The following is a 26,248-nucleotide window of genomic DNA, read 5'->3' as shown; positions in this document are numbered from 1 at the left end:
GCTTCAGCGCTGCGCCACCGATGAATCCCCGGCCCGCCCGGTCAGCGCCGCGAACTCCGGCGCAAAGGCCCCCGGCTGCGGTCGAATGCCAAGACTGCTCTCGCAATAGCCGACGAAGCGGGCAGCGGTGCCATAAAGCCCCGGCAGCAGTTCATCGAGCGCGTTGAAGTGCGCGGCAATCCGGTCGTAATCGATGTCATATTCATGCGCTGCCAGGTTCCGCGTGGTCCGGCACAACTGCCATTGTGCGACGGCGTCCAGCACACCGACCTTCTCGAAAAACACGAGCGTGCGCAAAAAGGTGTCGGTCGGCTCGCCGGCGAGCATCGCGGCATGGCGCATCGCCGCCCCCAGGGTGTCCTGCAACTTGGCGAAACGCTCGTTAACCGCCGCCAGGGCCTCGAACAACGCGACATCCTTCGGGTTCTCCGCCAGCCGCTCGCCGGTCAACGGCCAGGACAACCGCGCCCGCGAGGCGTCGAGGAAGTAGACGCAGCGCTGCACCGCCTCCAGCAGACCTGCCAGGTGTTCAGCCGCGGCCCCCAGCACGCCCGCAGTCACGCGCCACCCCCAAGCCGCCTCGCCCGCGCCTTCGCGACGGCCTCGAACGGGCGCAGTGGCGCCCCGCGCCGCAAGGCCAGCACATCCACCGGCAGGCCCAGCCGCGCCTCCAGCAACAGCTTCAGGCGCGCGCGGGCGAGCGGCGGCAGATCGTCGGGCGCCTCCACGAGCAGGTCCACATCGCCGCCGCGGGCCGCGTCATCGAGGCGCGAGCCAAACAACCACACGGTCGCATCCGGCCCGGCAATGTCGGCCGTGGCGGCAAGGATGTCGTTGATCTCGCGCGCGCACAGACGCAAGGTCGTGTCCAGGACGTTGGTATCGACAAACAGCGGTTCAGCGTTCGTCATCGCCGTAGAGGCTGAGCATCCAGGTTGGCTCGGGAGAGGACGATAGCGGGGGCGGGATGCGTGGTCAACACCGACCACTGGGGCTGACGGGCGTCGGAGGCGGTCAGGCGCGCGCGTTCCGGAGGTGCGCGGGCTCGCATCCGCGGCGCAGCCTGCCGTCGGCAGACGAACACCGCGGCGCGGCCTGTCTCGCGCAGGATCACGTGCATGGGATAGCCGCCAGCGACAATGCGGGCGCATCCGGGCATCTGGGCAGAGCGAGAGCAAGCATTGATGTCGCGCAAAGCTTGGCGAATAACGTGGTCTGTCCCTGAGGTGTCCACTGAGGTGTCCACCGAGGTGTCCAAAGCTTGGCGAAAAACGTGGTCTGTCCCTGAGGTGTCCTGAGGTGTCCCTGAGGTGTCCCCAGGCGCTCCGCGCCTATGCCGCCATGACCACCAGTGCCGCCCGCGGGGCGGTGCGCGATATCTCGCAGCTCGGCTGAGGACAATCGAATGCGCTGGTGTGGTTGCGCGACGGCGCCGACGCCGCCGGGGCGCGCAGGATGGACGGCGGGTGCTGGTAAACTGCCGCACGTCGCCCGGGTCGAAACAGACTGCACAAGCGCCCATGTCCGCTCTCGGACCCATCACACCGGACCACCCCATGCCCGACGCAAGCCCGCTCGAAGCCCCGTCCCGCGCCTCGCCTGAGACCCATCAGCGCGGGCACGACAAGGTGTCGCGCATCCCGGTGAAGGTCGAGGCGACGACGACCATGCCGCGCAAGCCCGCCTGGATCCGCGCCAAGGCGCCGACCGGGCCGGGTGTCATGCGCATCAAGCGGCTGTTGCGCGAGACGGGCCTCGCGACGGTGTGCGAGGAGGCGCAGTGCCCGAACCTCGGCGAGTGCTTCGGCCACGGCACGGCGACCTTCATGATCCTCGGCGACATCTGCACCCGCCGCTGCCCCTTCTGCGACGTTGCCCACGGCCGCCCGCAGCCGCTGGACGAGGCGGAGCCCGCGAAGCTGGCCGAGTCCATTGCGCGCATGGGGCTGCGCTACGTCGTGATTACCTCCGTGGACCGGGATGATCTCCGCGACGGCGGGGCCGGGCACTTCGCGGCCTGCCTGCGCGCGGTGCGGGCGCGTTGTCCGGGGACTCGGCTCGAGGTACTGGTGCCCGACTTCCGCGGTCGAGAAGCGATCGCGCTCGGCGCATTCGCGGGCGATGCGGTGCCCGATGTGTTCAACCACAACCTGGAAACCGTGCCGCGGCTCTATCGCGAGGCGCGGCCGGGCGCGGATTATCAGGGCTCGCTCAATCTGCTGGCCGCGTTCAAGGCGCGCCATCCGCAGGTGCCGACCAAGTCCGGGCTCATGCTCGGCCTGGGCGAGGCGCAGGATGAGGTGCTGGGCGTGATGCAGGACCTTCGCGCCCACGGCTGCAACATGCTGACGCTCGGGCAGTATCTGCAACCGAGCCGGGAGCACCTGCCGGTGCGCCGGTTCTGGACGCCGGACGAGTTCGAGGCGTTGCGGGTCGCGGGCGAGGCGATGGGGTTCGACAGCGTCGCGAGCGCGCCCATGGTGCGCTCGTCGTACCATGCCGATGAGCAGGCCCGCGCGTCGCTGACGCAGGGCTGATACGGCCCGCGCCTTCGCCCGGACTGCACGCTCGATGGAGACGCTCCTCGCTGCCGCCTGGCTCGCCGCCGCGTTCGGCGTGTTTACGTCGCTCATGTGGAGCGTCTATGTCGTAAATCGGCACGCGGCCGGGCGCTTCGGCTACGAGCCCTTCTCGCTGCCCAATGCGGCGCTGATGCTGCTGGTGAATCTCCTGCTGCTGTCGGCCCTGGCGCCGACGGCGGAGCCGGATGCTGCGGCCTTGGACCTCCGCCGCACCCTGATGCTCGCCGCGGCGGCGCTGCTGGCGCTGGGGATGCTCGTCGTCATCGGCCGCCGCGTCGGTATCGGGCTCGCGCTGTTCGCCGTCGGGCTGATGGCCGTCGGCGCGATTGCCGTCTTGCCCAGTCTCTTGTTCACGCGTCTCGCGGCAGCCTCTGCGGACACCGACGGCAGCGGCTCACAGGCGAGCCCGGACCCGGATCAGGACGAGCTGCAACGCTGATGTTCGATCCGCAAACCTGGCAGAAGGGCCGAGGGTGGGCGGCTGGCGCGTCGAGATCGACATCAAAATCGGGATCGGGATCGGTCGCCACTCGGTTCGATTTCGATCGATTTCGATAGCGATTTCGATAGCGATTTCGATAGCGATGAGCACGAGCTGGTCGGTCTGAGGCGACGCCTCCCCCAACAGCATGGCTCAGTTACCAGCCGGCTCGGCGCCGGCGCGGCGGACCGGGATCGCCGGCTTTCCAGCCGGCTCGGCGGCGTCTGGGCCGATCAGAGGGCACATGCGCGGTCGTCCGCCCGGCGGCTGAGCAGTATCCTGAATGCGTTCAACGAGCAGTTCGGTACCTTGTTCAACGACACCGACCGGGTCGCCAAACGTATCCGCGAAGACATCGCGCCCAAGGTTGCCGCCGACACCGCTTACCAGAACGCGAAGGAGAACACCCCGCACACTGCGCGCCTCGCGCACGATCAGGCGCTGGCCAAGGTGATGCAGCACCTGCTGGCCGACGATACGCAGGTCTACCGGCAGTTCGTCGAGAACGAGTCCTTCAAGCGCTCTATCGAGGACATGGTCTATGCGATCACGAACCCATAGCGCGCACCGGGCGGCGCCGGCGCACACGCCGATCCCTATCGAGAGTGCGGTATCCCGATGACCGACGCGCACGCCCGCCACTTCGAGATCTTCCCCTGGACCGAAGAGTTCGTGACCGGCATCGCCGTGATCGACGAGCAGCACCAGACCCTGGTGGCGCTGCTGAACCGCGTCGCAGGTTGCTATGTGCAGGGGGCGACGGCGGCGGAGACCCTGGCGATCCTAGACGATCTGGCCCGGTACGCGGAACACCACTTCAGCACCGAGGAGGCGATCTGGGCCGAGCGGCTGGGGCCGGGCCCCCATCTGGATGGTCATCACCAAGGCCATGAAGGCTTCGTTCGTCACGTCGCCGAGCTGCGCAGTGGCGAGCGTCCGTTCGAGAATCTGCTCGATGGGCTGATTGCGTATCTCTGCCGTTGGCTGGCCCTGCACATCCTGGAAAGCGACCGGCAGATGGCCTTCGCGGCGGCGGCGGCGCGGCAAGGTCTGCCGCCGGAGCAGGCCCTCGCGAGGGCTGCGCAGATCATGCAAGGTCCTACCGGTGTGCTGGTGCAGACCGTGCTGGGCCTGTATCAGCGCCTCACCGCCCAGGCCCTGGGCTTCATGCACGAGCGCCACGCGCGGCAATCGGTCGAGCGCCGCCTGGGGGACCTCGAGCAGGCGCACGAGCGCCAGCGGCTCGCGACGCAACTGGCCGCGGAACTGCTGGCCACCGCGGACGCGCAACTCGACGCGGCGCTGCGGCGTTTGCTGGCGCGCAGCGGCGAGGCGCTGGGGGTGGACCGGGCGCTGATCTTTCTGGCCGAGCCCGAGGGCCGCCATTGGGTGTGCGCGCATGCATGGTGTCGTGACGGCGTCGCCCCGCTCGCCCCGGAGGTCGCGACGCTGGTGGTGGGGGAGCAGACCGACTGGTGGCTCGGGCAACTCCGCACGGTGGGCCGCATCCGCATCGACTGTACCGACCGCATGCCCCCTGAGGCGTCCGCATCCGCGCGCCTGTTGCAACTGGCTGGCACCCGGTCGGTCTGTTCGCTACCCCTGATGGGGGCCGGTCAGTTGCTCGGTTGCATGACCCTGGACGCCGTGCGTGCCCCACGCGACTGGAGCGAGGCCGACCTGAACTGGCTGGGGCTGATGGCCAGCCTGGTCACCTCGACCCTGCTGCGCCAACGCACCGAACAGGATCGGGCGGACAGCCACGCGCGCTTCGCGGTGCTGTTCGAGTCGATGCCCGACGCCGTGTTGATGGCCGACGACGCCACCGGCACCGTGGTCAGCGCCAACGCCCGGGCCGCCGCGCTGTTCGGTCGCCCGGCGGACGCACTGGTGGGCCAGCATTTCACGAACCTGCACCCGCCGCAGGTGTATGACGTCGAACCGCAGGACTTCCGGCAGCGCCTGGAGGATGACCGCCAGGGCGTGTTGCTGCACGAGACCCTGATCCGCCACGCCGACGGGCGCGACATTCCGGTGGAGATCAGCAGCGGGCGGCGCTACACCTTGCAGGGGCGGGCATACCAGGTGGGTGTATTCCGCGACATCTCGCAACGCAAGGCCCAGCAGCAGGCGCTCGCGGCGGCGGAGCAAAAGCTCCGGACCATCATCGACCAGCTCCCTTCGGGCCTGGTGGCGGCCGAGATTGCCACCCAGCGGTTCACGATGGTCAACGACCGGTTCTGCCGGATGCTGGGCTACTCGCGGGAAGAGCTGCTGGGCCTGACGCCGGCGCACATCCACCCCGAGGATCAGATGGACCAGGTGGCGGCCGAGTTCGCGCGGCTGGCCGATGGCTCGCTGGACACCGCCCACAATATCCCGGTGTTGCGTCGTGACGGCACGACCTTTCTGGCGGACATCCAGCGCGTGATGCTGGATCTCGCCGGCGTGCCCACCGCGCTCGCGGTCTTCAGCGACGTGACGCGCATCGTCGAGACCACCCGCGCCCTGCAAAGCAGCGAGGCCAAGTACCGCCATCTGGTGGAGAACCTCAGCAGCGAATACTTCTTCTACACCAACGATTCCGCTGGGACCATTTCCTACATCAGCCCCTCGGTGACCCCGATGCTGGGCTGGACCCCCGAGGAGATGCTGGGTCCCTACCAGCCGTTCATCACCAACCATCCGATCAATACCGAGGTTGGCCTCAAGACCGCGGCCGGGCTGCGCGGGGAGAAGCAGCCGCCGTACCTGTTGCAGGCCTTTCACAAGGATGGCAGCACGCGCTGGGTGGAGATGACCGAGACCCCGGTGTTCGACGACGAGGGCCGGGTCACGGGGCTCGAAGGCATCGGCCACGATGTGACCCAGCGCGTGCTCGCCGCCGACGCCCTGCAGAGCAGCGAGGCGCGGCTGCGCGCGCTGGTCGACACCTTGCCCGACCTCGTGTGGCTCAAAGACGAACAGGGCCTGTACCTGCTGTGCAACCCCGCCTTCGAAGGGTTTTTTGGCGCCCCCGAGACCGCCATCATCGGCAAGACCGATCACGACTTCGTGCCGGCCGACCTGGCCGACTTCTTCCGCGAGCGGGACCGGGTCGCGATGGCGGCGAAACGGCCAACCGTCAACGAGGAATGGGTGACCATGGCCGACAGCGGTCGGCGGGTGGTGCTGGAAACCACCAAGGTGCCCATCCACCATGATGATGGCCGGCTGATCGGCGTGTTGGGTATCGGCCACGACATTACCGCCGAACGACAACTGCGCGCCAGCCTCGAAGAGGCCATGCTGTTCATGCGCGAAACGCAGCGCATGGCGCGGGTCGGTGGCTGGAAGACCAACCCCGAGACCGGTTACCTCAAATGGACCGAGGAGCTGTTCCATCTGGTGGAACACCCGCTGGACCAACCCCCGGCGTTGGCCGAAGGGCTGGCGTACTACGCCCCCGAGGAGCTGCCCGTCATCACCGCGCTGCTGCACGCGGCCTGGCGTGACGGCCAGCCCTTTGTGCATGAGAGCCGCGTCCGCACCCGCACCGGCGGCGGGTTCTGGGCCGAACTGCGCTGCATCGGTCGGGTGACCACCGAAGACGGCGACGTGCTCACCGGCACGTTTCAGGACATCACCGAACGCAAGCTGGCGCAGGAGGAGCTCGTACAGCACCGCCACCATCTGAGCGAGTTGGTCGATGCCCGCACCGCGGAACTGGCGCAGGCCAAGGAAGACGCCGAGGTCGCCAACCGGGCCAAGAGCGCCTTCCTGGCCAATATGAGCCACGAGATCCGCACGCCGCTCAACGCCGTCATCGGATTCGCGCAACTCCTCGCGCACGACGCGCCGCTGACCCAGCAGCAGCTTGAACAGGTCGGCATCATCGCCCGCAGCGGCCAGCACCTGCTCGGCCTGATCAACGACATCCTCGACCTGTCGAAGATCGAGGCCGATCGCCTGCCGCTGAACCCGCTGGACTTCGATCTGCACGCCCTGCTGGACGACCTGGCGACGATGTTCGGCCTGCGGGCCCAGGCCAAGGGCTTGCACCTCGCCATTGCGCGCCACCCCCGGCTGCCCGCGATGGTCCACGGCGACGAAGGCAAGCTGCGCCAGGTGCTCATCAACCTGCTGGGCAACGCGGTGAAGTTCACCCACGCGGGCACGGTCACGCTGCGCGCCGGCCTGGGTCGGCCCGCCACCGATCCCAACACCGATCCCAACACCGGGCCCGCCACCGGAACCCCCACCGGGGCCGTACCCGACAGTGGCCCGGTCGCGGCCGCCACGCTGTGGTTCGAGGTGCAGGACACCGGTCCGGGCATGACGCCGGGCGAGCTGACGCTATTGTTCCAACCCTTCCAGCAGGCCGAGGCCGGGCGCAAGTCGGGCGGTGGCAGCGGGCTCGGTCTCAGCATCAGCCAAAAGCTGCTGCACCTCATGGGCGGCGACATCGAGGTGTACAGCCGGCCCGCCGCAGGCAGTTGGTTTCGTTTCTGGCTGCCGCTGCCGCCGGCCGGTATCCCGACCGGCATCCCCACCGGCATCCCCACCGGCGACCTCGCCAGCGCCCAGGCGGACCAGAACGGCTGGCAACTGCCCGCCGGCACCCCGGCGCCGCGCCTGCTGGTGGTGGACGACCTGCCCGACAACCGTCGCCTGCTCGCCGACGTGCTCGGCCCGGTCGGGTTCGACATCGCCGAGGCCGGCGACGGCGCCGAGGCCGTGGCGCAGTTCGGCCAGCGGCCCGCGGACCTGGTGCTGATGGACATGCGCATGCCGGTCATGGACGGCTACGAGGCCACCCGCCGCCTCAAGGCCATGAGCCCGCACACCCCGGTAGTGGCGGTGACCGCCAGCGCGCTCGAAGACGACCGGCAGGCCATCCTGGACTGCGGCGTCGATGCCTACCTGAGCAAGCCGGTCGAGCGCGCGCGCCTGCTGCAAACCCTCTGGCAGCTCCTGGCGCTGCCAAGCGCGGCGGCGGCGCCGGTCGCCGCGCCCACCCGCGCCCCCGCCCCCGCCCCGACCCGCGCGCAGGTGCGGACCCGCTTGTCCCCGGTGCTGCGCGCACGCCTGCGCGAGGCGCTGACGCAGGGCGACATGCTCACCTTCGACCGCCTGCTGGCGTCCTCGACCAGTCTCCCGACCGACCAGCCCCCGACCGACCAGACCCCGGACCTGGTGCCGGGCTTGCGGCGCTTGGCCGATGATTTCGAGTACGACACCCTGCATGCCCTGTTGGTCGATGCCGTTGACAACAGCACGCCATGAACATACCCACGCCGATCCCCGCTTCCGTCATGGTGGTGGATGACACGCCCGCCAACCTCAAGCTGCTCGACGCGCTGCTGCGCCAGCACGGGCACCAGCCGCGGCTGTTTCCGCGCGGCGCACTCGCGCTCAAGGCCGCCGCCGCCCAGGCGCCCGACCTGATCCTGCTCGACGTGATGATGCCGGAGATGGACGGCTACGAGGTCTGCCGCCGGCTCAAGGCGATGCCCGGGCTGGCCGACGTGCCGGTGATCTTCATCAGCGCCCTGACCGAGACCGACAGCAAGGTGCGCGCCTTCGCCGAGGGTGGGGTCGATTACGTGACCAAGCCATTCGAGGAAGCCGAGGTGCTGGCGCGGGTCGGCACCCACCTGGCGCTGTACGCGATGCGTCGCGCCCAGGTCCGACAACAGGCCGAGCTGGAACAACTGGTCCGCGAGCGCACCGCCGATCTGCTGCGCGCGCAACAGGTGGCGCACATCGGCAGCTGGAAGCTGGATCTGCGCACCCGGGCGCTGAGTTGGTCGCCCGAGACCTACCGGCTGTTCGGCGTGCCCGACGACACCCCGCTGACCCTGGACGACTTTCTGGCCAAGGTGCACCCCGAGGACCGCGACCGCGTGGCCGGCGAATGGGCAGCGGCGCTGACGGGCCAGCCCTATGAGGTCGAGCATCGGATCACGCCCCCGGCGGCCGCCACCTGGGTACGCGAACGCGCCGAGTTCGACGCCGGTCCCGACGGTCGGGCGCACACTGCCTGGGGCACGGTGCAGGACATCTCCGAGGCCAAGGCGCACCAGGCCGAGGTCGACTTCATCACCCACCATGACGTGCTGACGGGGCTGCCCAATCGGGCGAAGTTCCTGGACGTGCTGCGCGCCTGTATGGCCGCCAGCATGGCCACCCGCGGCACGCCGCAGACGCGGCTGGCGGTGGCCTACATCGACATCGACGGCTTTGCCGCGGCCAACGCCCAGGTCGGCCGCGAGCGGGGCAACCAGCTCATCGTGGAGATCGGTCGGCGCCTGGCCCGGTGCCTGCGCGACCGGCAGTACCTGGCGCGCATCGGCGGCGACGAGTTTGCCGTGATCCTGACCCAACTCGGCGACGCCGACGCCTTTGCGGTGCCGGTGCGCCGCCTGCTGCACGCGGTGGCCGAGCCGCTGATGCTCGCCGGCGAGACCCTGCAGTTGACTGCCAGCATCGGCGTGGCAGGATTTCCGCAAGGGGTAGACGGCATGGAGGCCGAGCAACTGCTGCGCCAGTCCGATCAGGCGATGTACCTGGCCAAGCTCACCGGCAAGAACCGCTACCACCTGTTCGACCCGCTCAAGGATGAGTCCGCGCGCGAGCGTTTTATCCGCATCGAGGAGGTGCGCCAGGGTCTGCATGCCGGCGAGATGCGCCTGTACTACCAGCCCAAGGTGTGGCTGGCAACCGGTCGGGTGGCCGGCTTCGAGGCGCTGATCCGCTGGCAGCACCCGCAGCGCGGGCTGGTGCCGCCGGGCCAGTTCATCCCGCTGCTGGAGCAGCACCCGCTGGCCGTCACGCTCGTCGCCGACGCCGCGACCGCGCCGCCGCCGCTGGGCGCGCGGGTCTGCCACTTCGGGGACTGGCTGGCCAAGTCCGCCACGCAGCGCCGCTACGGCACGATGGCCGAGTTCGGTGCGGTGGAGGCTCACCACCACGCCTTGCATCAGACCGGCGCCGCGCTGCTCGGCACCGTGCAGGCGCTGCGGGCGCGGTTGCCCGCGACCTCGACCGACGCGGTCGCCGCGCTGCCCGGTGACGCCGAGGTGCAGCAAGGCTGGTCCAGACTCGAGGCGCACAGCGCGGCGCTGACGCTGGCCCTCGAGGGCGTGCGCCAGCGCCGCAGCGACATGGCCGCGGTCGACCAGCCTCACTAGTGCCAAGCTTCAGCGAAATCTGCGTTTCGTCGCGCCGTCCATCGGCGGCAACACCTTCACCGTGCAGGAGCTCGGCGACAACGGCGTGACCCTGGCCGGCGAGGTGCACTACCACGTCAACCGCGGGCACCGCGATCGTGGCTCCTCGGCGGTGTATGGGGCCGCATACGCCGCCCTATACGCTATGCCGGATTCAGTTCCGTTCGAGGAATTCCAGAAGCGCCTTATTGAAGGCGGCGGGGTTCTTTTGACTCATGCCGTGTCCGGTGTTCGGGATTACGGCCACCTGGCTGCCTGGCATGCATCCGGCAACTGCATCACTGAACAGATGAAACATCGGGATCGATCGATCCCCCTTAACGATGAGGGTGGGCGCCCGCACTTGGCCAAGCTGGTCGCAACTGATGTTCGTCCGCGGCGCGGAGAAGAACAGACGAAGCATTCGTCCGTTGGGCAGCATGAGCTGCCGTCTGTCTTCCGAGAGCGTTTCCCACAGGCCAGGTCGTCCGGCCACAGCCTCGTAGAAGTAGCGCGTCGCCGCATCCGAATCACCCGCCAGCGCGGCCTGTCTGGCGGGTGCCAGAGCCTCCCGAAATGCGCCGATGGCTTCCTTGCCCTCTGGTGTATCGGAGACCAGATTTCCCACCCCGCCCGTCTCGGCCAGCACAAGACTGCGCACCAGCTCCGGGTGTTCGAGCGCCATGACCAGCGCGATGTGGCCCCCATTCGATCGGCCGACCACATGTACCGGGCCGGCATCGAGGGTCCGGATGAGCTCGGCGAGATCCTCTGCGTGCGTGGCATTCGAGTAGTTCTCACCGTCATCCGACCAGGGTCGCGGACCGTGATAGCGCTGCGTGTACGCGATGAACCGATAGCGTGCTCCAACATCGTCCCGTTGCGGAAGCCACTGGCGATGGTCATTGAATAGACCATGCAGGAACACCACAGCGGCACCCTGCCCATGCTCCACGTAATCGAGCTCGACGCCGTTGATGGTGACCGCCTTGGTCTCCAACTCCACATTGGCGGCGTGTGCAGCGATGGCCCCGAAGGCAATCGATACCGCAATCAGGGCCGTTTTCGCGAGTGTTTTCATGGCTGAGCCTCATAGTTTCAAACCGATGGTGACCGGAGGTTGGGCACGTCCTGCGCTTCACACATCACGTAGCCGCCTCCGGTTGAAATGAGCCTCCGGTTGAAATGAGTACGGGAGAGCACCCGGTGTTTCTCTATGGGACCTCCGCCATAGGCCAAACGACCTGTGGGACGAGCGAATCGCAGGAAAGGGCCGCCTTGCGCCCTCGGCGGAAACGGATAGGAAATCCAAGCCAACCTGAGCGTCCAGGTTGGCCCGAGAAAGAGGTTAGCGGGGGTGGGGTGTGCGGTCAACGCCCAGTTGCGGGGCTGACGGGCGTCCGGGGGGCAGGCGCGCGCGTTCCGTTCCGGGCTGCGGGCGCGTGCATCTGCGGGGCAGCGTGCCACCGGCAGACGAGAAGGCTACAGCGTTCCCTGCGAGAGAGACGGCGGCTACCAGGCGATACGTTGATCGAGCTTGGGCTCGGGCTCGGGCTCGGGCTCGGGCTCGGGCTCGGGCTGGCCGAGGAGGTCCCAGTCCGGCATCGGCTCGGGAGCCTCGTCCCAGGCGGGCGGTCCGCGCGCGGGCGTGATCCGGGGCGGGCGCGACGGCTCACCGGCGTCAGCGCCGTGGTGCCATCGCGCTGGGGCTTGGGTAACCGATAGACGACCCGCTCGTTCTCGAGCAACTCCAGGCGCTCGAGCGCGAACGGAGGCCGAGCACAATAGCGCAGCAGCCGCGCCCTGTTCCGAAAGGGGCCCGGCGCGATCGTGCGCCCCCACGCGCACCGCGGCATCCAACGAGAAACCGCTGTTCTCTTAAGGACTGCATTTCGCGCATGTCGTCCGGCGCGATCAGCCCGCTGCGGGCGAACCAGCGCAGTACCCGGATGCGCACCTGGTCGGCGATGGCGGCGAGGGCCTCCGGTGCCAGCTCAGCGGCGGGGAGAAAGCTCCACCAACACCGTGCTGCACCTGCTCGCTGCCGCGCAGGAGGCCGGCGTGCCCTTCACCATGGCCGACATCGACCGCCTCAGCCGCAAGGTGCCGAACCTGTGCAAGGTGGCCCCCGCCACCCAGACCTATCACATGGAGGACGTGCACCGGGCCGGCGGGGTGATGGGCATGGCTCCCTCGGCCCTCGGCCCTCGGCCCTCGGCCCTCGGCCCTTCCCCCAGGTGTGGTCGTACACTTGACTCATCTGCAAACTCTCAAACTGAGGGATGCCCGACAAGCGGGCTCGAGACCGCGCCGGCGCCGACTGGGAGCGCCGGCTTTCAGCCGGCTTCGCGTGCCGGGGGCTCGATGCCCCCGGCGCGCGATCTGCGGCGCGGGAGCCGGGCGGTTGCCCATGCCGCGCGGCCGGCCGGACGAGCGCGCATGTGCTCTATGATCAGCCAGGACGCCGCCGACGCGGCATCGAGCCGCGTCGGCGGCGAGCCGGCTGGAAAGCCGGCGATCCCAGTCCGCCGCGCCGGCGGCGAGCCGGCTGGAAAGCCGGCGATCCCGGTCCGCCGCGTCGGCGGCGAGCCGGCTGGAAAGCCGGCGATCCCGGTCCGCCGCGTCGGCGGCGAGCCGGCTGGAAAGCCGGCGATCCCGGTCCGCCGCGCCGGCGGCGAGCCGACTGGAAAGCCGGCGATCCCAGCGCAGTAGTGTCCGCTGTGCGAACCGCTTGCGTGCGGCAGGCGATGTGGCCGGCACGATGATCGAGGCCCCCGGGTCGAAACAGACTGCACAAGCGCCCATGTCCGCTCTCGGACCCATCACACCGGACCACCCCATGCCCGACGCAAGCCCGCTCGAAGCCCCGTCCCGCGCCTCGCCTGAGACGCATCAGCGCGGGCACGACAAGGTGTCGCGCATCCCGGTGAAGGTCGAGGCGACGACGACCATGCCACGCAAGCCCGCCTGGATCCGCGCCAAGGCGCCGACCGGGCCGGGTGTCATGCGCATCAAGCGGCTGTTGCGCGAGACGGGCCTGGCGACGGTGTGCGAGGAGGTGCAGTGTCCGAACCTCGGGGAGTGCTCGCTGCCGCCTGGCTCGCCGCCGCGTTCGGCGTGTTCACGGCGCTCCTCTGGAGCGTCTATGTCGTGAATCGGCACGCGGCCGGGCGCTTCGGCTACGAGCCCTTCTCGCTGCCCAATGCGGCGCTGATGCTGCTGGTGAATCTGCTTCTGCTGTCGGCGCTGGCGCTGGCGCTGGCGCTGGCGCTGGCGCCCGCGACGGAGCCGGATGCTGCGGCCTCGGGCCCGGGCCGCGCGATGATGCTGGCGGCGGCGGCGCTGCTGGCGCTGGGGATGCTCGTCGTCGTGGCCCGCCGCGTCGGTGTCGGGCTCGCGCTGTTCGCCGTCGGGCTGATGGCCGTCGGCGCCATTGCCGTCTTGCCCAGTCTCTTGTTCATGCGTCTCGCGGCAGCCTCCGCCGACACCGACGGCAGCGGTCCACAGGCGAGCCCGGACCCGGATCAGAACGAGCCGCAACGCTGATGTTCGATCCGCAAACCTGGCAAAAGGGCCGAGGGTGGGCGGTTGGCGCGTCGAGATCGACATCAAAATCGGGATCGGGATCGGTCGCCACTCGGTTCGATTTCGATCGATTTCGATAGCGATTTCGATCACGATGAGCACGACTCGTCGGTCTGAGGCGAAGCCTCGCCAGATTGCTTGGCGGTGCAGAATGTTTCGAGTTCAGTCAAGTTTCACGACGACACGGCCCTTGTGCAGGCAAAAGCGCCCAGGGCCGAGGGAGCGGTCCTCGGCCCTTGCCCCTTAAGCCGCCCTTTCATCCCAACCGCGCGAGAACCGCATGGAAGCCTACCCCCTGATCAAGCAACTGCTGCTCCCGCCTGGACTGCTGCTGTTGCTGCTGGCGGTGGCGTTCCTGCTCGTGCGCGGTACCCTGGGCCGCGTGGTGCTGTTCATCGCGTGGAGCCTGCTGCTGGCGATGAGCCTGCCGGCGCTCTCGGGCTTGCTGATGCAGGCCGTGGAGACCTACCCGCCGCTGCCGCCTGCCATGCTGGACGACACGCGCGCCGAGGCTATCGTCGTGCTCGGCGCGGGCGTCTATAGCGATGCGCCCGAGTACGGCGGGCACACCGTGGATCTCAACAGCATGAAGCGCAGCCGCTACGCCGCCTGGCTGCACCGGCGCACGCGCCTGCCCATCTACGTGAGCGGCGGGGTCGGGCCGCGGGCGCCGGGGCCGCCGATGCGCCGCTTTCTGGAGCAGGAGCTCGGTGTCCCGGTGGCGGCGGTGGAGGAACAAAGCGGCAACACGCGCGAGAATGCCGAGCTCACGGCGCCGCTGCTCGCCAAGGCGGGCATAGGCCGGGTGCTGCTGGTGACGGATGCCTGGCACATGCCGCGGGCGGTGGCGGCGTTCGAGCGTGTCGGCGTGGACGTGGTGGCGGCGCCGACCTATTTCCTGTCCGGCGCGCACAGGCTCCGCAACGGCGCCGAGGAGGCCGATGACTGGCGCGATTGGCTGCCGCAGATGGCGGCCTTTACCGCGAGCTTCTACGCGATTCACGAGCTGCTCGGCGGCGCCTACTACCAGCTCCGCGCGACTGTCGCTGGGCCGCCGTCGCCGCTGGTGGGCGTTGCGCGCTGACGACGGCCAGTGAGCCGCCGGCGCGAGTTGCGCCGCTGGTCTTCGGCCCTTATGCACAACTGTCCCTGGGTCTCCGTGGACACTCGCACCTTCCGGACGGAATCTCTACTGCTGCTGAGGAAGTCTCGATAAATACCTGTTTGAAAAAGAAATGAACGCTCGGCGCGAACTTGTGCAATGTCGCACGATCGTCATGTGCTCCGGGGGTTAGGGCGGTTCCGAGCGCTTCTTCCACAGACTTATCCACAGCCGGCTGTGCATGGATGGCCATGCTGTCGTCGGTTAACCCTGCGGCCGACGTTTGGAACCGGGCGCGGGCTTCCCGGCAGCCGCATGCTGCATGCAGCACACAGGCTGGCGCTGCGCTCCAACTCCGGCAGGGCACAAAAAAGGGCGCCCAATGGGCGCCACATTGACGGCCGGTTTGGGCGCTGCGCTCAGGGCTTGACGCTGGTGAGTCCGACGCTGACCCAATCCTGCATGCCGCCGCGGTACCACTTGAGCTTGTGTACGGGGTAGCCCAGGTTGGCCAGGGTTTGCAGGTTGGCGGTGGATTGCGGGCACCAGATGCCGTTACAGAACAGGATCAGGGTCTTGACATCGCCGAAGTCCCATGCGCGCGTGTCGGGGTCGTAGTTGGCCCCAAACTCGTCGGCGAGGATGTGGACGAGGCTTTCGGCCTCGCCCGGGGTCTCGAAGGTGCCCGACGCGTCGGTGTTGATCTTGTTCCAGGGGATGTTGACGGCGCCTGGAATGGTGCCGCGCATGACCCAGTCCGGTGTGCGGGAATCGACCAGCATGATGCTGCTGTCGCCGCCGGACATGCGCTTCAAATACTCGATGACCTCCAGCTCGCCCACGGTTTCGACACCGGGAACGGCCTCCATCGGCTGCACGCAGAACGGCGGGCAGCCCCGCTCGGTCTTTTGGAAGGCCTCCGGCAGCTTGGCATCCAGGTCGTGGCCGCGCTTGAGGACGACGGTCTCGTCGCCATGCTTGACCTCGACGGTTTCGAGGCCGGGCGCGATCATGTTGTCGGCCCCGATGGCCAGTCCGGTCAGCAACAGGCCGCAGGCGGCAGCGCCGACGCGGACGGCCGCACGGCGGGGCGCGAAGCGATGGATAGCGGTGGTCGTCATCTGGATTTGTCTCCTCTCGCGGGCGAATGGAAGGCTGGTGCGCGGTGCTGTGCGCGCCGTCACTTGGCGGCTTCCCGCATGTAGTCCGGCAGATCTGCGCCCTTCTCCCCCATGGCCTGTTCATAGCCCCGTTCGGCCTGGAACTTGGCGGCTTCCGCGGCCTTGATGGCCTCGTCGAGCTCGCCGGCGCCGGCGAGCGTTTCGGCGTTCTTGATCATGGCCGCGGTGTCGCGCCATTCGCCGCCAACGGAGGCGGCCTGCTTGCGTGCTGCTTCTGCGGCGGCGATGGCCGCCTGTGCCTCTGCTTGCTTGTCGCCCGCCACGGCGGTCTCGCCGCTCTGGACCTGCATGGCGAACTCTGACTGCCGGATGGCCCAGTAGGCGACCATCTTCGCCTTGGTGTATTGGCGCGACGGCAGGAGGGATTCGGCCTCTTCGATCATTTCTTTGGCTTGGTTGTCCGCGGCACCGGCGGCGGCGGCCTTCTCGTGCATGGCCTCGGCCTCGGCGATGGCGGCCTCCGCCTCTTCGCGACTGGTGGCCCAGGCACTCGTGGCCGGGATGGCAAAGAGCAGAACAATCAGGATCAGGTCTGTGGCGAGCCTGGTCTTCTTCATCTAGCGGGAGCTCCTCTTCGTACGATAAGGGGCCCGGCTCCGGCTGGCTCGGTCGCGTCCGCCGTGTGCCGGCGGGCGCGACCGGGCTGGCCAGGCCCGGGGGATGGATCGTTACTTGCGCGCGCCGGGGCCGTTCAGCTCGAGCCCGTTGTTCATGTAGGTCATGAAGTACTCGAGGTTGCGGTACTCCTCGCTCTGGGCCTCGAAAGCACGGGCGCGAACCTGCTCGTTGCAGCCCTTAAACCGGCGGTGCAGGGTGCCCATTTCTCCCCACTTGGATCTGTAGACGGGCCAATGTGTGGTGTGCCCATAGGCCGGACTCAGGATTTCGGTGCGCAGGGTGCTGCCGGAGCTGCTGATGTGGCAACTGCCGCAGGCGAAGTTGAGCTGGCCGCGCCGCGCGAAGTAGAACTCCTTGCCCTTCTCATAGGCCTCCAGCGCGCGCGGGTCATCGGGGATCTCGACGTTGATCACCTGCCCGCGGGATTCGTAGGCGATGTAGGCCACCAGGTCTGCAATTGGCCCCTTGAAGTACTTGAGCGGCTCCTCGCCATTGGCCTGCCGACACTCGTTGATCGCAAGCGGCAGGGTCATGACCATGCCTTTGTCCTTATCCCAATGGGGATACTTGCCGGCGATGGCGGGGCCGTCCGGGAAGCAGTCGGCGTAGCCCTTGCCGTTCGCGAAGGCGGTATTCCACATCTCCTCGCCGTCGCTGATGGCGGCCTCATAGGGCGGGAACTCCTCGATGGCCTCCCAGTTCTCGCGGCCCACCGGGTCAATGGAGTAAACGCCATTGGCGAAGTCGCTCTCTTCGACCTTCGGGAAGCGTTTCTTGAAGTATTCCTGCCAGATCTCTTGGTCTTCCGCCGGCGTGCTCGCGAGCAATGGCGCGGCGAGCAGGGCGCCGACGCAGGCGGCGGCGATGGTGGTAAGGGTCGTTTTCATGTGCTCGGTCTCCGATGAGAAGCTCTGTCGTCGGGCGGTCGCCCCGGCGTTGCCGGGCCGGGGCCGCCGGGTGCCGCAGCCCGGCCCTGGTGCGCGAGCGATTGTGGCTCGCATGGGTGGGCCGGGGGCGCGTTCTTCGGTTCGGCCGGATTCCTCGGCCGGATGGCCGGTGAATCAGCGCGTGCATCGGCAGCCGTGACTACAGCGACCAGATGTAGGCGACGACGTCGCGGAAATCCTTGTCGCTTAGGATGCCGTGCTTGCCGAAGGGCGGCATAACGACGGTCGGAGTCTTGATGGTCGGATCCCAGATCTGTTCCGCGAGGTCGCGCTTGTCGGGGTAGCGGGTCTGCATCGCCACCAGGGCCGGACCGATGGCACCGGGGGAATCGCCCTCGGGCATCCAATGGCACGCGATGCAGTTGCCGCGTGCGCGGTCCATGGCAACCTGCTTGCCGGCACCGGGGTCGCCGCCGTCGAGGTCCATCTCGGGCATCTCGGCCAGGGTGCTCGTGGCAACAAGGGACAGAAGCGCGGCCGCCGAAATGGCGAACAGCGGCTTTCGATGTGGCATGGCTGACCTCCTGGGTCTCTCGGGATATCGGCTTGTGCTGGTTGGACGGCATCGTTGCGATGGCGCCGGGGTTCTCGCATGGCTCTTGTCGTGGCAACGCCGGCGTTCCTGCCGCGCCGGGGCGGTCAGCCCCTGTGGTCGTATCTGGCCTGGTTCGTCGACGGGGACGCGGCTGGTGGTGGCACCGCTTATTGTCATTGTGATCCCGCTTTAGGTGCGCGGATGTTGCCGCCCAGGTGCACAAAACGCAAGGTCTGCTGCGTGCTCCGTGCGGACCGGTCCAGATCGGCGCCAGCCGGCGGTCCTCGTCGAGACGCGCTTCGGTGCGCGAAATTCCCGGTTCGGACGCCCGTCTCTGGCCGGTGTGCACCGACGACATGCCCGATAAGCCGAGGGCCAGCGCGGCGGACGCTGACCGCGAATGGCGCAGGGCCCCGCCGCCCGCCGGCTGGCTGTCAGCCTTCCTGCGCGCTCTTCGCGCGGTCGGGGTAGAGCATCAGCAGCATGCGCATGAGCTCGGAGAGGGAGCGTGCCTCCAGCTTCTCCATGACCTTGGCGCGATGCGCCTCGACCGTGGACTGGCTGATGCCGAGGTCGGCGGCGATGACCTTGTTGCGCTTGCCGGCCAGGATCTGGTCCAGCACCTCGCGCTCGCGCTTGGTGAGCCGCTCGACGCGGTCCTGGATCTGTGCGACCTCCAGCGCATGCCCGCGCTGCTCGGCATCCAGCTCCAGCGCGCGGTGCACGGCGTCCAGCAAGGCCTGGTCGTTGAAGGGCTTCTCGATGAAGTCCACGGCGCCGTTCTTGACCGCGCGCACGGCCATCGGGACGTCGCCGTGGCCGGTGATGATGATGATGGGCGGGTGCAGCGGCACCTCGCCGAGCTTCTCCTGCAGCTCGAGCCCGCTCATCTGGCGCATGCGCACATCGAGCACGAGGCAGCCGGGCCGCTCCGGATCGAAGCAATTGAGGAAGGCCCAGGCGGAATCGAAGGTCTCACAGGCCAGGCCCACGGAGTCCATCAACAGGGCGATGGCCTCGCGGACCTCGCGGTCGTCATCGACGATGAACACCGTCGGATCTTTGCTCATGCGTGCTCTCCAGCAGGATCGGTTTCGCTGCCGTCGGATTGTAGCGACGCCGCGGCGGGAATCACCCTATGGCTTTTGTCCACATAGGGAAGACTGAAGAAGAAGGTAGCTCCGATATCCGGGGTGGAGTCTACCCGCAGGCGCCCGCCGTGCGCTTCCACGATGCCGTGGCTGATGGACAGGCCTACGCCGAGCCCCTGCGGCTTGGTGGTGACGAAGGGCTCGAACAGGTGCTCCGGCGAGCCCTTGCCGAGGCCGGGACCCGTGTCTACGACTCTGATCTCCACCGTATCGGCGTTGCGCCGTGCAAGCAGCAGCACGCGCCGTTCTCGGGGCTGGTCGATCATCGCCTCGACGGCGTTGCGCACGAGGTTGAGCAGCACCTGCTCGATCTGCGTGCGCTGCGCCATGACGCAGTCGGCGCCGAAGCCGATCTGCCGATGCAGCGCGACGCCGGCGCGGCGCGCGTCCTGGCGCATCAGCACCATCACCGTCTCGAACATGTCCGCCACCGTGACGGGCGCCATCTCGGGCTCTTCTTTGCGCACGAAGCGGCGGATGTGGCGGATGACCTCGCCGGCGCGCTCGGCCTGCTCGGCGATCTTGGTCATGACCTCGGTGCAGGTGGCCATGGTGGCGCGGCCGGCGGCGATCATGCGCACGCAGGCGCGGGCGTTGGTGGTGATGGCCGTGAGCGGCTGGTTGAGCTCGTGGGCTATCCCTGAGGCCATCTCGCCGAGCGTGGACAGGCGCGTGAAATGGGCCTGCTCCGCCTCCTGGCGGCGGAAGCGCTCGGCGGCTTCGCGTCGCTCCGTGATGTCGCGAAAGACGACGACGGTGCCGATGGTCTGGCCCTGCTCGTCGCGGATTGGCGTCGCGCTGTACTCCACCGGGAAGCTGGCGCCGTCGCGCCGCCAGAAGACGTCGTCGTCGATGAAGCGCGACTGCTCGTCGCGGAACGTGGTGTAGACGGGGCAGTCCTCGCGCGGGTGCGGGTCACCGTCGGCGCGGGTATGGTGAATAATTTCGTGCGTTTCGTTGCCGATCAGCTCCTCCGCGCGCCAGCCGGTCATGCGCTCCATCGCCTTGTTCACGAAGGTGGCGCGGCCGTTCAAGTCAACGCCGTAAATGCCCTCGGCAACGGAATCCAGGATCAACTGGTGACGCCGTTCCAGGCGGGTGTTGGCGCGGCTCAGGCGCTGGTTCAACTGCAGCACACGGCTCGTCAGAAGCGCCATCAGCAACAGCGCCAGCGTGCCGATGAGCACGGCGAGCCAGTACTTGGACAGCGCGTCGAGCAACGTAAACGGCCGTGCCGTGTCGTAGGGCGGGCGGTTCAGCTCGCGCAGCAACTGGTGCACCGGCTGGTAGTCCAGCGGCACGGTCCAGCCGGCGTAGTTGCAGCCCGCCGTCATGTCGCTCGGGGGCTGCATCTGCAGCAGCGCCACGGCGACGGCCTGGGCGAGGGCGGTGGGCGTGCTCGCGAGCCGGCTGAAGGGCCATTCGGGGTACAGCGGCGTGCTGTGCAGGAGCGGCAGGTCCGGATGCTCGCGGGCGCCGAGCACCTTGAAATCCGCGAGGTCGATGGCGCCCGCCGCGGCCATCTGCTCCAGCACGTCGGTGCGCACGGTGCCGGCATCGACCTTGCCGTCGCGCACGGCCAGCACCACCGCGTCGTGGATGCCGCCGAAGACGAGCGGCTTGAAGTGCCGCTGCGGGTCGATACCTCGGCGCAGCAGCTCCGCCTGGGCCATCTGGTAGCCGCCGAGGGAGGTCGGGTCCACGGCCATGAAGCGCTTGCCGGCGAGGTCGGCGATGCTATTGATATCGCCGCGGTCGGTGCGCGTGAAGATGACGCCGCCGAAGACGTTGCGCGCCACCTCGCCGGAGCAGGTCTTGAGGGTGGCGATGCGCGAGACACCATGGTTGATCTCGAGTGCAACGTAGATGGCCGGATTGACCAGCACGAACTCGACGCTGCCGTCGGCGATGGCCGGCTCCACGTCGGCGAAGTCGAGCGGCGTGATCGCGAAGCGGTAGCCCGGGATCTGCGCCGTCAGGTAGTCGGCGGTTGGCTGCCAAACGCTGCGGCTCTTCGATGTGCCGCGATGGCTCAGCACGCCGATGCGTACCTGGCGCTCGGGCGCGGCCGCGGCCTGGTCGGATTCGGGCGCCGTGGCCGTGGGCCCCGCGAGCGCTCGCGCAGGCGCGAGGCCGCTCGCGGCGGCGCCGACGAACAGGGCGAGCAGCAGCAGGAAGGCCGGCATGGGGCGGGCGGTCACGAGTGCAGGGGCTGGATCAACGGGGGTCGGCACCATGCCGCATCAGGGCCGGCGGGTTGCTCGGTGGGTTGTTGGCAAAGCCGACGCTCCGCCGTGCATACTATCGCGCCGTCCGAGCCGAGTCCGGATTCGCGGGGCGAAAGCTGCCTGAGACCTCGCTACGGCGTGCCTGGAGTCCGGGTCGGCCCCAGCCGGCATCAGTAAAAACCAGAGGAGATCATAACCGAATGTCCATTTCACGACGCGAATTCGTGCGCCTCATGGGTCTCGCCGGTGCGGCGGGCATGCTGCCGCGATCTGTGTTCGCGCAGGCGAAGCAGCCGAGCGATCTCTACGAGGTTCCGAAGTTCGGCAACGTCACGCTGTTGCACATGACCGACTGCCACGCGCAGCTCAATCCCATCTATTTCCGCGAGCCGAACGTCAACGTCGGCATTGGCCCGGCCTTCGGCAAGGCCCCGCACCTGGTGGGCGACGCGCTGCTCAAGCATTTCGGCGTCGAGCCCGGCGGCATCGAGGCGCACGCGTTCACATACCTGAATTTCGCGGATGCTGCCGAGCAGTACGGCACGGTCGGCGGATTTTCGCACCTGAAGACGCTGGTGGACCGCATCCGTGCCGAGCGCGGCGACGGTAACAGCCTGCTGCTCGACGGCGGCGACACCTGGCAGGGCTCGGGTACCGCCTACTGGACCCGCGGCATGGACATGGTGGGGGCCTGCAACCTGCTCGGCGTCGATGTGATGACCGGCCACTGGGAGTTCACCTACCTCGATGAGGAGGTGATCAAGAACGTTGGCGCCTTCAAGGGCGACTTCGTCGCGCAGAACGTCAAGGTGCGCGAAGAGGCGCTGTTCGATTATCGCTTTGCCGACTTCGGCGGCTTCGACGAAGATGCCGGACTGGCCTTCCAGCCCTACGTGGTCAAGGATGTCGGCGGTGCCCGCGTAGCCGTCATCGGTCAGGCCTTCCCGTACACGCCGATCGCCAATCCGCAGCGCTTCATCCCGGACTGGACCTTCGGCATCGAGGACGGGCGCATGCAGGAATTCGTGGACAAGGTGCGGGCCGAGGAGGAGCCCGACCTCGTCGTCGTCCTCTCCCACAACGGCATGGACGTGGACCTGAAGATGGCCTCGCGCGTCACCGGCATCGACGTCATCTTCGGCGGCCACACCCACGACGGCATGCCGGCGCCGACCATCGTCGAGAACGCGTCCGGCAAGACGCTGGTCACCAACGCCGGCTCCAACGGCAAGTTCCTGGGCGTCATGGATCTGGACGTGAAGGACGGCAAGCTCCGTGAGTTTCGCTACCGACTGTTGCCGGTGTTCTCGAATCTGCTGCCGGCCGACCCGGACATGGTCAAGTACATCGCGGAGGCGCGTGCGCCGTATCTCGACAAGCTCACCGAGGAGCTCGCCATCGCCGAGGACGTCCTCTACCGCCGCGGCAACTTCAACGGCACCTTCGACCAAGTCATCTGCGATGCGCTGCGCAAGGTGAACGACGCGCAGATCAGCCTCTCGCCCGGCTTCCGCTGGGGCACCTCGGTGCTGCCGGGGCAGAAGATCACCATGGACAACGTCATGGACCAGACCTGCATCACCTACCCGGAGACCTACCGGCGCGAAATGACAGGCGCCGAGATCAAGGCGATCCTGGAGGACGTCTGCGACAACCTGTTCAACGAAGACCCCTACGTGCAGCAGGGCGGCGACATGGTGCGCGTCGGCGGGCTGGACTACGTGTGCGATCCGAGCGCCGGCATGAACGAGCGCATCACGGACATGCAGCTCGACGACGGCACCAAGATCGAGGCCGACAAGACCTATGTCGTCGCCGGCTGGGCCACCGTCGGCAGTCAATCACCGGGTGAGCCCATCTGGGAGACCGTCGCGACCTATCTTCGGGACTTGAAGACGGTCAAAATCGGTAAGCTGAACACGCCGAAGCTGAAGAACGTCAAGGGCAATCCGGGTATCGCCGAGTACGCCGGCGAGATCCTGAGCTGACCTTGTCTCGACCGCCTCCCGCGCCGCCGGCGCCCGCGGCGGTCGAGACCCTGCCGACGCTGCCCAGCGCCGCATCCCGGGGATGAGCGACCACCGCAGCCTGCCGCCGCTGCGGGTCGCGCCCGGACCCTCCTGGCGGCTTCTCGTTGTCATCCTCGTCACGCATACTGCTGCACTCGCGGTGCTGGTGCCCATGCCGGCCGTGGGTGTCGGTGAACGGCTGGCGCTCGGCGCGCTGATCCTGATGAGCCTCGCATATGTCCTCTGGGCGCAGGTATTACGCCAGGCGCCGTGGTCCGTCGTGGCCGTGGCCTGGAGTGGGCAGGGCTGGCAGGCGACCTTCGCGGACGGGCGCACACGGGATGTGCGGCTCGCGCCCTCCAGCTTCGTCGGCGTCGGGCTGGTCATCCTGCAACTGCGTGTGACTTGGCTGTGGCAGCCGTGCCTGCTGCTCAGCGCCGATGCCGTGCCGCCGGACCAACTGCGTCGGCTGCGGATGCTGTTGCGGCTGGGGCTCGCGGGAACGCGGGCCGACGCGGTTGCGGCGCCTTGAGCGTCTCCGGCAGCGCACGCGGAGAAGGAACAAGGCCGGACGGCCGCGGCCTGAGCGTGCTGAGCCCGCCGCCTCGGATTTGCAGCACGCGGTCGCCTGCCGTGTATCGGGCCGCGGCAGGTGCACAGCCCTTTTCGCGTTGGAGACTGGGTCGTGAGTGGTTCATCGGGGTTGCCGGACAATGTCGTCATCGACAGCGTTGCGCTCAGGTCCCTGCGCGCCCCGGAGCGTTTGCGCCTCTTCAAGTTGACCAGCGGCGATCCCGATTCCCACATGCTGTCCTTGCTGCGCGGGCGCCCCGAGCTCGCCCGCTGCTTTCTCGCCCGGCGCGATGCGGAGATCCTCGGCTGGAGCGTCGCGCGCTGGTACAAGCCGCCCGCCGAGCGACCGCGCAACGCCCATATCAGCGTCTTCATCGACCCCCAGTGGCGCCGCCACGGGCTGGGCCGGGCGTTGATTGTGGCCGCCACGGACTTTGCCATTGGGCTCGGCATCGTGCCCTGGGTCTCCGCGGCCGGGGACGAGCAACTGGCGTTCTATCAGGCCTGCCCATGGGTTCGGATTGCGCGGGCACCGTTTCAGACGCGCTAACCTCAGACCGGCCAGTCGTCCGCATCGCTATCGAAATCGCTATCGAAATCGAAATCGCTATCGAAATCGAATGAGTGGCAGTGAGCCAAAGGGCCAAGGGCCAAGGGCCGAGGAGGGCTCCCTCGGCCCTCGGCCCTCGGCCCTCAAACAGGTGCTGCACGCGCGGCAGCAGCAAAGCTTTGGTGAGCTTCGTCGGGATCCGTCAGCGCGGCACCGGCGTCAAATGCGCAACAACAACCGCGCCGGGTCCTCCAGCGTCTCCTTTACGGTGACGAGGAACTGCACGGCCTCGCGGCCGTCGATGATGCGGTGGTCGTAGCTCAAGGCCAGGTACATCATCGGGCGGATGAGCACTTGGCCGTCTACGGCGATGGGCCGCTCCTGGGTCTTGTGCATGCCGAGAATGGCGCTCTGGGGCGGGTTCAGAATGGGCGTGGAGAGCAGCGAGCCGAAGACGCCGCCGTTAGTAATGGAGAAGGTGCCGCCGGTGAGGTCCTCGAAGCTCAGTGTCCCGTCATTGGCCTTGCTGCCGAAGTCCATGATGCCGCGCTCGATGTCGGCCATGGAGAGCTGGTCGCAATTGCGCAGGATGGGCACGACGAGCCCGCGCGGGGAGCTGACCGCGATGCCGATGTCGTAATAGCCGTGGTAGATGATTTCACCTTCGTCCACGGAGGCGTTCACCACTGGAAAGCGCTGCAGGGCCTCGACGCTGGCCTTGACGAAGAAGGACATGAGCCCTAAACGCACGCCGTGGGTCTGCTCGAAGCGGTCCTTGTACTGCCCGCGGAGCGTCATCACGGCGCTCATGTCCACCTCGTTGAAGGTGGTGAGCATGGCGGAGGTGCGCTGTGCCTCGACCAGGCGCTCGGCGATGCGCGCGCGCAGCCGCGTCATCGGCACGCGCTGCTCGGGGCGGCCGGCGTCGCCGGTGAGGCCGGGCGGGGAGATGTCCGGCACCAGGTCGGGCTCGGGCTCCGTCTCCGGTTCCGGGGAGCGCGCATCGGCGTCGCGGTCCGGTGCTTCGGCCTCCTGGCGGTCCAGCCAGGCGACGACATCGCCCTTGTGCACGCGCCCGTCGCGACCGCTGCCGGGGATCTGCTCGGCCGGCAGCCCTAGCTCCTTGATCAGCCGCCGCGCGGCCGGCGCGAGCGCCGGCGGTGCCTCCGCCGCGCTCGGCGCCGGGCTCGACGGCGACGGTGCGCGCGGGGCCGAGCCTGCCGGGGACTTGGCCGCCGGCTGTGACGGCGGCGTTGCCGCGGCACCGGCGCCGGCCTCGATGACGGCGAGCACGGAGTCCGCCTCCACGACCTCGCCCTCGCTCGCTTTGTGCTCCTTGAGCACACCGGAGACGGGGGCGGGCACCTCCAGCACGACCTTGTCGGTCTCTAGGTCCACCAGGTTCTCGTCCTTGGTGACCGCGTCCCCGGGCTGCTTGTACCAGGTGAGCACGGTCGCGTCGGCGACGGACTCGGGCAGGGCTGGGACGCGGACTTCGCTGTTCATGTCGGCTTTG

Annotated in this window: 21 protein-coding genes and 3 pseudogenes; 13 read left to right on the top strand and 11 right to left on the bottom strand. The window is 68.2% G+C overall.

Annotation, left to right across the window (positions count from 1 at the left end):
- Window positions 1-3: 3 nt before the first annotated feature.
- Both ML01_RS03905 and ML01_RS03900 read right to left on the bottom strand, forming a co-directional pair.
- Entirely contained in the window at window positions 4-561 is a 558-nt protein-coding gene (locus ML01_RS03905; protein ID WP_058554086.1) for a hypothetical protein, read from the bottom strand.
- The gene (locus tag ML01_RS03900) at window positions 558-911 is read right to left on the bottom strand and encodes a nucleotidyltransferase domain-containing protein (protein ID WP_254045129.1); all 354 of its coding nucleotides are present in this window, start codon (window positions 909-911) and stop codon (window positions 558-560) included. The genes ML01_RS03905 and ML01_RS03900 overlap by 4 nt, the downstream gene beginning before the upstream one ends.
- A gap of 645 nt (window positions 912-1,556) precedes the next feature.
- On the opposite strand from ML01_RS03900, the gene lipA reads away from it, so the two are divergent.
- The 5 genes from lipA (at window position 1,557) to ML01_RS03875 (ending at window position 10,235) form a co-directional block, all read left to right on the top strand.
- Window positions 1,557-2,537, top strand: a complete 981-nt coding sequence (lipA, locus tag ML01_RS03895) for a lipoyl synthase (RefSeq protein WP_058554155.1) — start codon at window positions 1,557-1,559, stop codon at window positions 2,535-2,537.
- A 34-nt stretch (window positions 2,538-2,571) separates the two neighbouring features.
- Entirely contained in the window at window positions 2,572-3,021 is a 450-nt protein-coding gene (locus ML01_RS03890) for a hypothetical protein (RefSeq protein WP_058554085.1), read from the top strand.
- A 351-nt stretch (window positions 3,022-3,372) separates the two neighbouring features.
- Window positions 3,373-3,624: a hypothetical protein gene (locus ML01_RS03885; protein ID WP_058554084.1), complete on the top strand. Its 252-nt coding sequence runs from the start codon at window positions 3,373-3,375 to the stop codon at window positions 3,622-3,624.
- A 57-nt stretch (window positions 3,625-3,681) separates the two neighbouring features.
- Window positions 3,682-8,328 carry a PAS domain S-box protein gene (locus ML01_RS03880; RefSeq protein WP_058554083.1) on the top strand — a complete coding sequence of 1,549 codons (4,647 nt, stop codon included), beginning with the start codon at window positions 3,682-3,684 and terminating at the stop codon, window positions 8,326-8,328.
- Complete coding sequence (locus ML01_RS03875) at window positions 8,325-10,235, top strand: diguanylate cyclase domain-containing protein (RefSeq protein WP_082673933.1); 1,911 nt, start codon at window positions 8,325-8,327, stop codon at window positions 10,233-10,235. Before ML01_RS03880 ends, ML01_RS03875 begins: the two co-directional genes overlap by 4 nt.
- A gap of 193 nt (window positions 10,236-10,428) precedes the next feature.
- On the opposite strand, the gene ML01_RS03870 is transcribed toward ML01_RS03875, so the two are convergent.
- Together ML01_RS03870 and ML01_RS31255 are read right to left on the bottom strand one after the other, a co-directional pair.
- Entirely contained in the window at window positions 10,429-11,334 is a 906-nt protein-coding gene (locus tag ML01_RS03870) for an alpha/beta fold hydrolase (RefSeq protein WP_058554081.1), read from the bottom strand.
- A 664-nt stretch (window positions 11,335-11,998) separates the two neighbouring features.
- Window positions 11,999-12,190, bottom strand: a pseudogene (locus ML01_RS31255) (hypothetical protein); the annotation flags it as partial.
- 76 nt (window positions 12,191-12,266) lie between these two features.
- Between ML01_RS31255 and ML01_RS26840 the strand changes: the two are divergent.
- From ML01_RS26840 to ML01_RS03855, 5 genes and pseudogenes are all read left to right on the top strand, one after another.
- Window positions 12,267-12,440: pseudogene (locus tag ML01_RS26840) on the top strand (dihydroxy-acid dehydratase); the annotation flags it as partial.
- A gap of 252 nt (window positions 12,441-12,692) precedes the next feature.
- Complete coding sequence (locus ML01_RS29495) at window positions 12,693-12,965, top strand: hypothetical protein (protein ID WP_162267953.1); 273 nt, start codon at window positions 12,693-12,695, stop codon at window positions 12,963-12,965.
- A gap of 127 nt (window positions 12,966-13,092) precedes the next feature.
- Window positions 13,093-13,338: pseudogene (locus ML01_RS28345) on the top strand (lipoyl synthase); the annotation flags it as partial.
- The gene (locus ML01_RS03860; protein ID WP_058554079.1) at window positions 13,335-13,799 is read left to right on the top strand and encodes a hypothetical protein; all 465 of its coding nucleotides are present in this window, start codon (window positions 13,335-13,337) and stop codon (window positions 13,797-13,799) included. The pseudogene ML01_RS28345 and the gene ML01_RS03860, both read left to right, overlap by 4 nt.
- A 319-nt stretch (window positions 13,800-14,118) precedes the next feature.
- Window positions 14,119-14,922: a YdcF family protein gene (locus ML01_RS03855; protein WP_058554078.1), complete on the top strand. Its 804-nt coding sequence runs from the start codon at window positions 14,119-14,121 to the stop codon at window positions 14,920-14,922.
- A gap of 437 nt (window positions 14,923-15,359) precedes the next feature.
- Here ML01_RS03855 and ML01_RS03850 read toward each other — a convergent pair whose 3' ends face one another.
- The 6 genes from ML01_RS03850 to ML01_RS03825 all read right to left on the bottom strand — a co-directional run bounded on the left by ML01_RS03850 (window position 15,360) and on the right by ML01_RS03825 (window position 21,573).
- Window positions 15,360-16,061, bottom strand: a complete 702-nt coding sequence (locus tag ML01_RS03850) for a rhodanese-like domain-containing protein (protein ID WP_082673931.1) — start codon at window positions 16,059-16,061, stop codon at window positions 15,360-15,362.
- Between the two features lie 59 nt (window positions 16,062-16,120).
- Complete coding sequence (locus tag ML01_RS03845) at window positions 16,121-16,678, bottom strand: hypothetical protein (protein WP_058554077.1); 558 nt, start codon at window positions 16,676-16,678, stop codon at window positions 16,121-16,123.
- 111 nt (window positions 16,679-16,789) lie between these two features.
- Window positions 16,790-17,626, bottom strand: coding sequence for a sulfur oxidation c-type cytochrome SoxA (gene soxA, locus ML01_RS03840; RefSeq protein ID WP_058554076.1), 837 nt, complete (start codon window positions 17,624-17,626; stop codon window positions 16,790-16,792).
- 199 nt (window positions 17,627-17,825) lie between these two features.
- Window positions 17,826-18,200 (bottom strand): sulfur oxidation c-type cytochrome SoxX, encoded by a 375-nt coding sequence (soxX, locus tag ML01_RS03835; protein ID WP_058554075.1) that lies wholly within the window; start codon window positions 18,198-18,200, stop codon window positions 17,826-17,828.
- A 455-nt stretch (window positions 18,201-18,655) separates the two neighbouring features.
- Window positions 18,656-19,291 (bottom strand): response regulator transcription factor, encoded by a 636-nt coding sequence (locus tag ML01_RS03830; protein WP_058554074.1) that lies wholly within the window; start codon window positions 19,289-19,291, stop codon window positions 18,656-18,658.
- On the bottom strand, window positions 19,288-21,573 hold the full coding sequence (locus ML01_RS03825) for a PhnD/SsuA/transferrin family substrate-binding protein (protein ID WP_216819100.1): 2,286 nt from the start codon (window positions 21,571-21,573) through the stop codon (window positions 19,288-19,290). Before ML01_RS03825 ends, ML01_RS03830 begins: the two co-directional genes overlap by 4 nt.
- Window positions 21,574-21,800: 227 nt before the next feature.
- Between ML01_RS03825 and soxB the strand changes: the two genes are divergently transcribed.
- From soxB to ML01_RS03810, 3 genes are all read left to right on the top strand, one after another.
- Window positions 21,801-23,588 carry a thiosulfohydrolase SoxB gene (gene soxB, locus ML01_RS03820; RefSeq protein ID WP_058554073.1) on the top strand — a complete coding sequence of 596 codons (1,788 nt, stop codon included), beginning with the start codon at window positions 21,801-21,803 and terminating at the stop codon, window positions 23,586-23,588.
- Window positions 23,589-23,670: 82 nt separating this feature from the next.
- Window positions 23,671-24,141, top strand: a complete 471-nt coding sequence (locus ML01_RS03815) for a protein YgfX (RefSeq protein ID WP_058554072.1) — start codon at window positions 23,671-23,673, stop codon at window positions 24,139-24,141.
- A gap of 153 nt (window positions 24,142-24,294) precedes the next feature.
- Window positions 24,295-24,732, top strand: a complete 438-nt coding sequence (locus ML01_RS03810; protein WP_156427539.1) for a GNAT family N-acetyltransferase — start codon at window positions 24,295-24,297, stop codon at window positions 24,730-24,732.
- Window positions 24,733-24,951: 219 nt separating this feature from the next.
- Here ML01_RS03810 and odhB read toward each other — a convergent pair whose 3' ends face one another.
- Entirely contained in the window at window positions 24,952-26,238 is a 1,287-nt protein-coding gene (gene odhB, locus ML01_RS03805) for a 2-oxoglutarate dehydrogenase complex dihydrolipoyllysine-residue succinyltransferase (protein WP_058554070.1), read from the bottom strand.
- Window positions 26,239-26,248 lie beyond the last annotated feature (10 nt).

Source organism: Thiohalocapsa sp. ML1, from assembly GCF_001469165.1.
GTDB lineage: Bacteria > Pseudomonadota > Gammaproteobacteria > Chromatiales > Chromatiaceae > Thiohalocapsa.
This window is presented reverse-complemented; position numbering and strand designations above follow the sequence as displayed.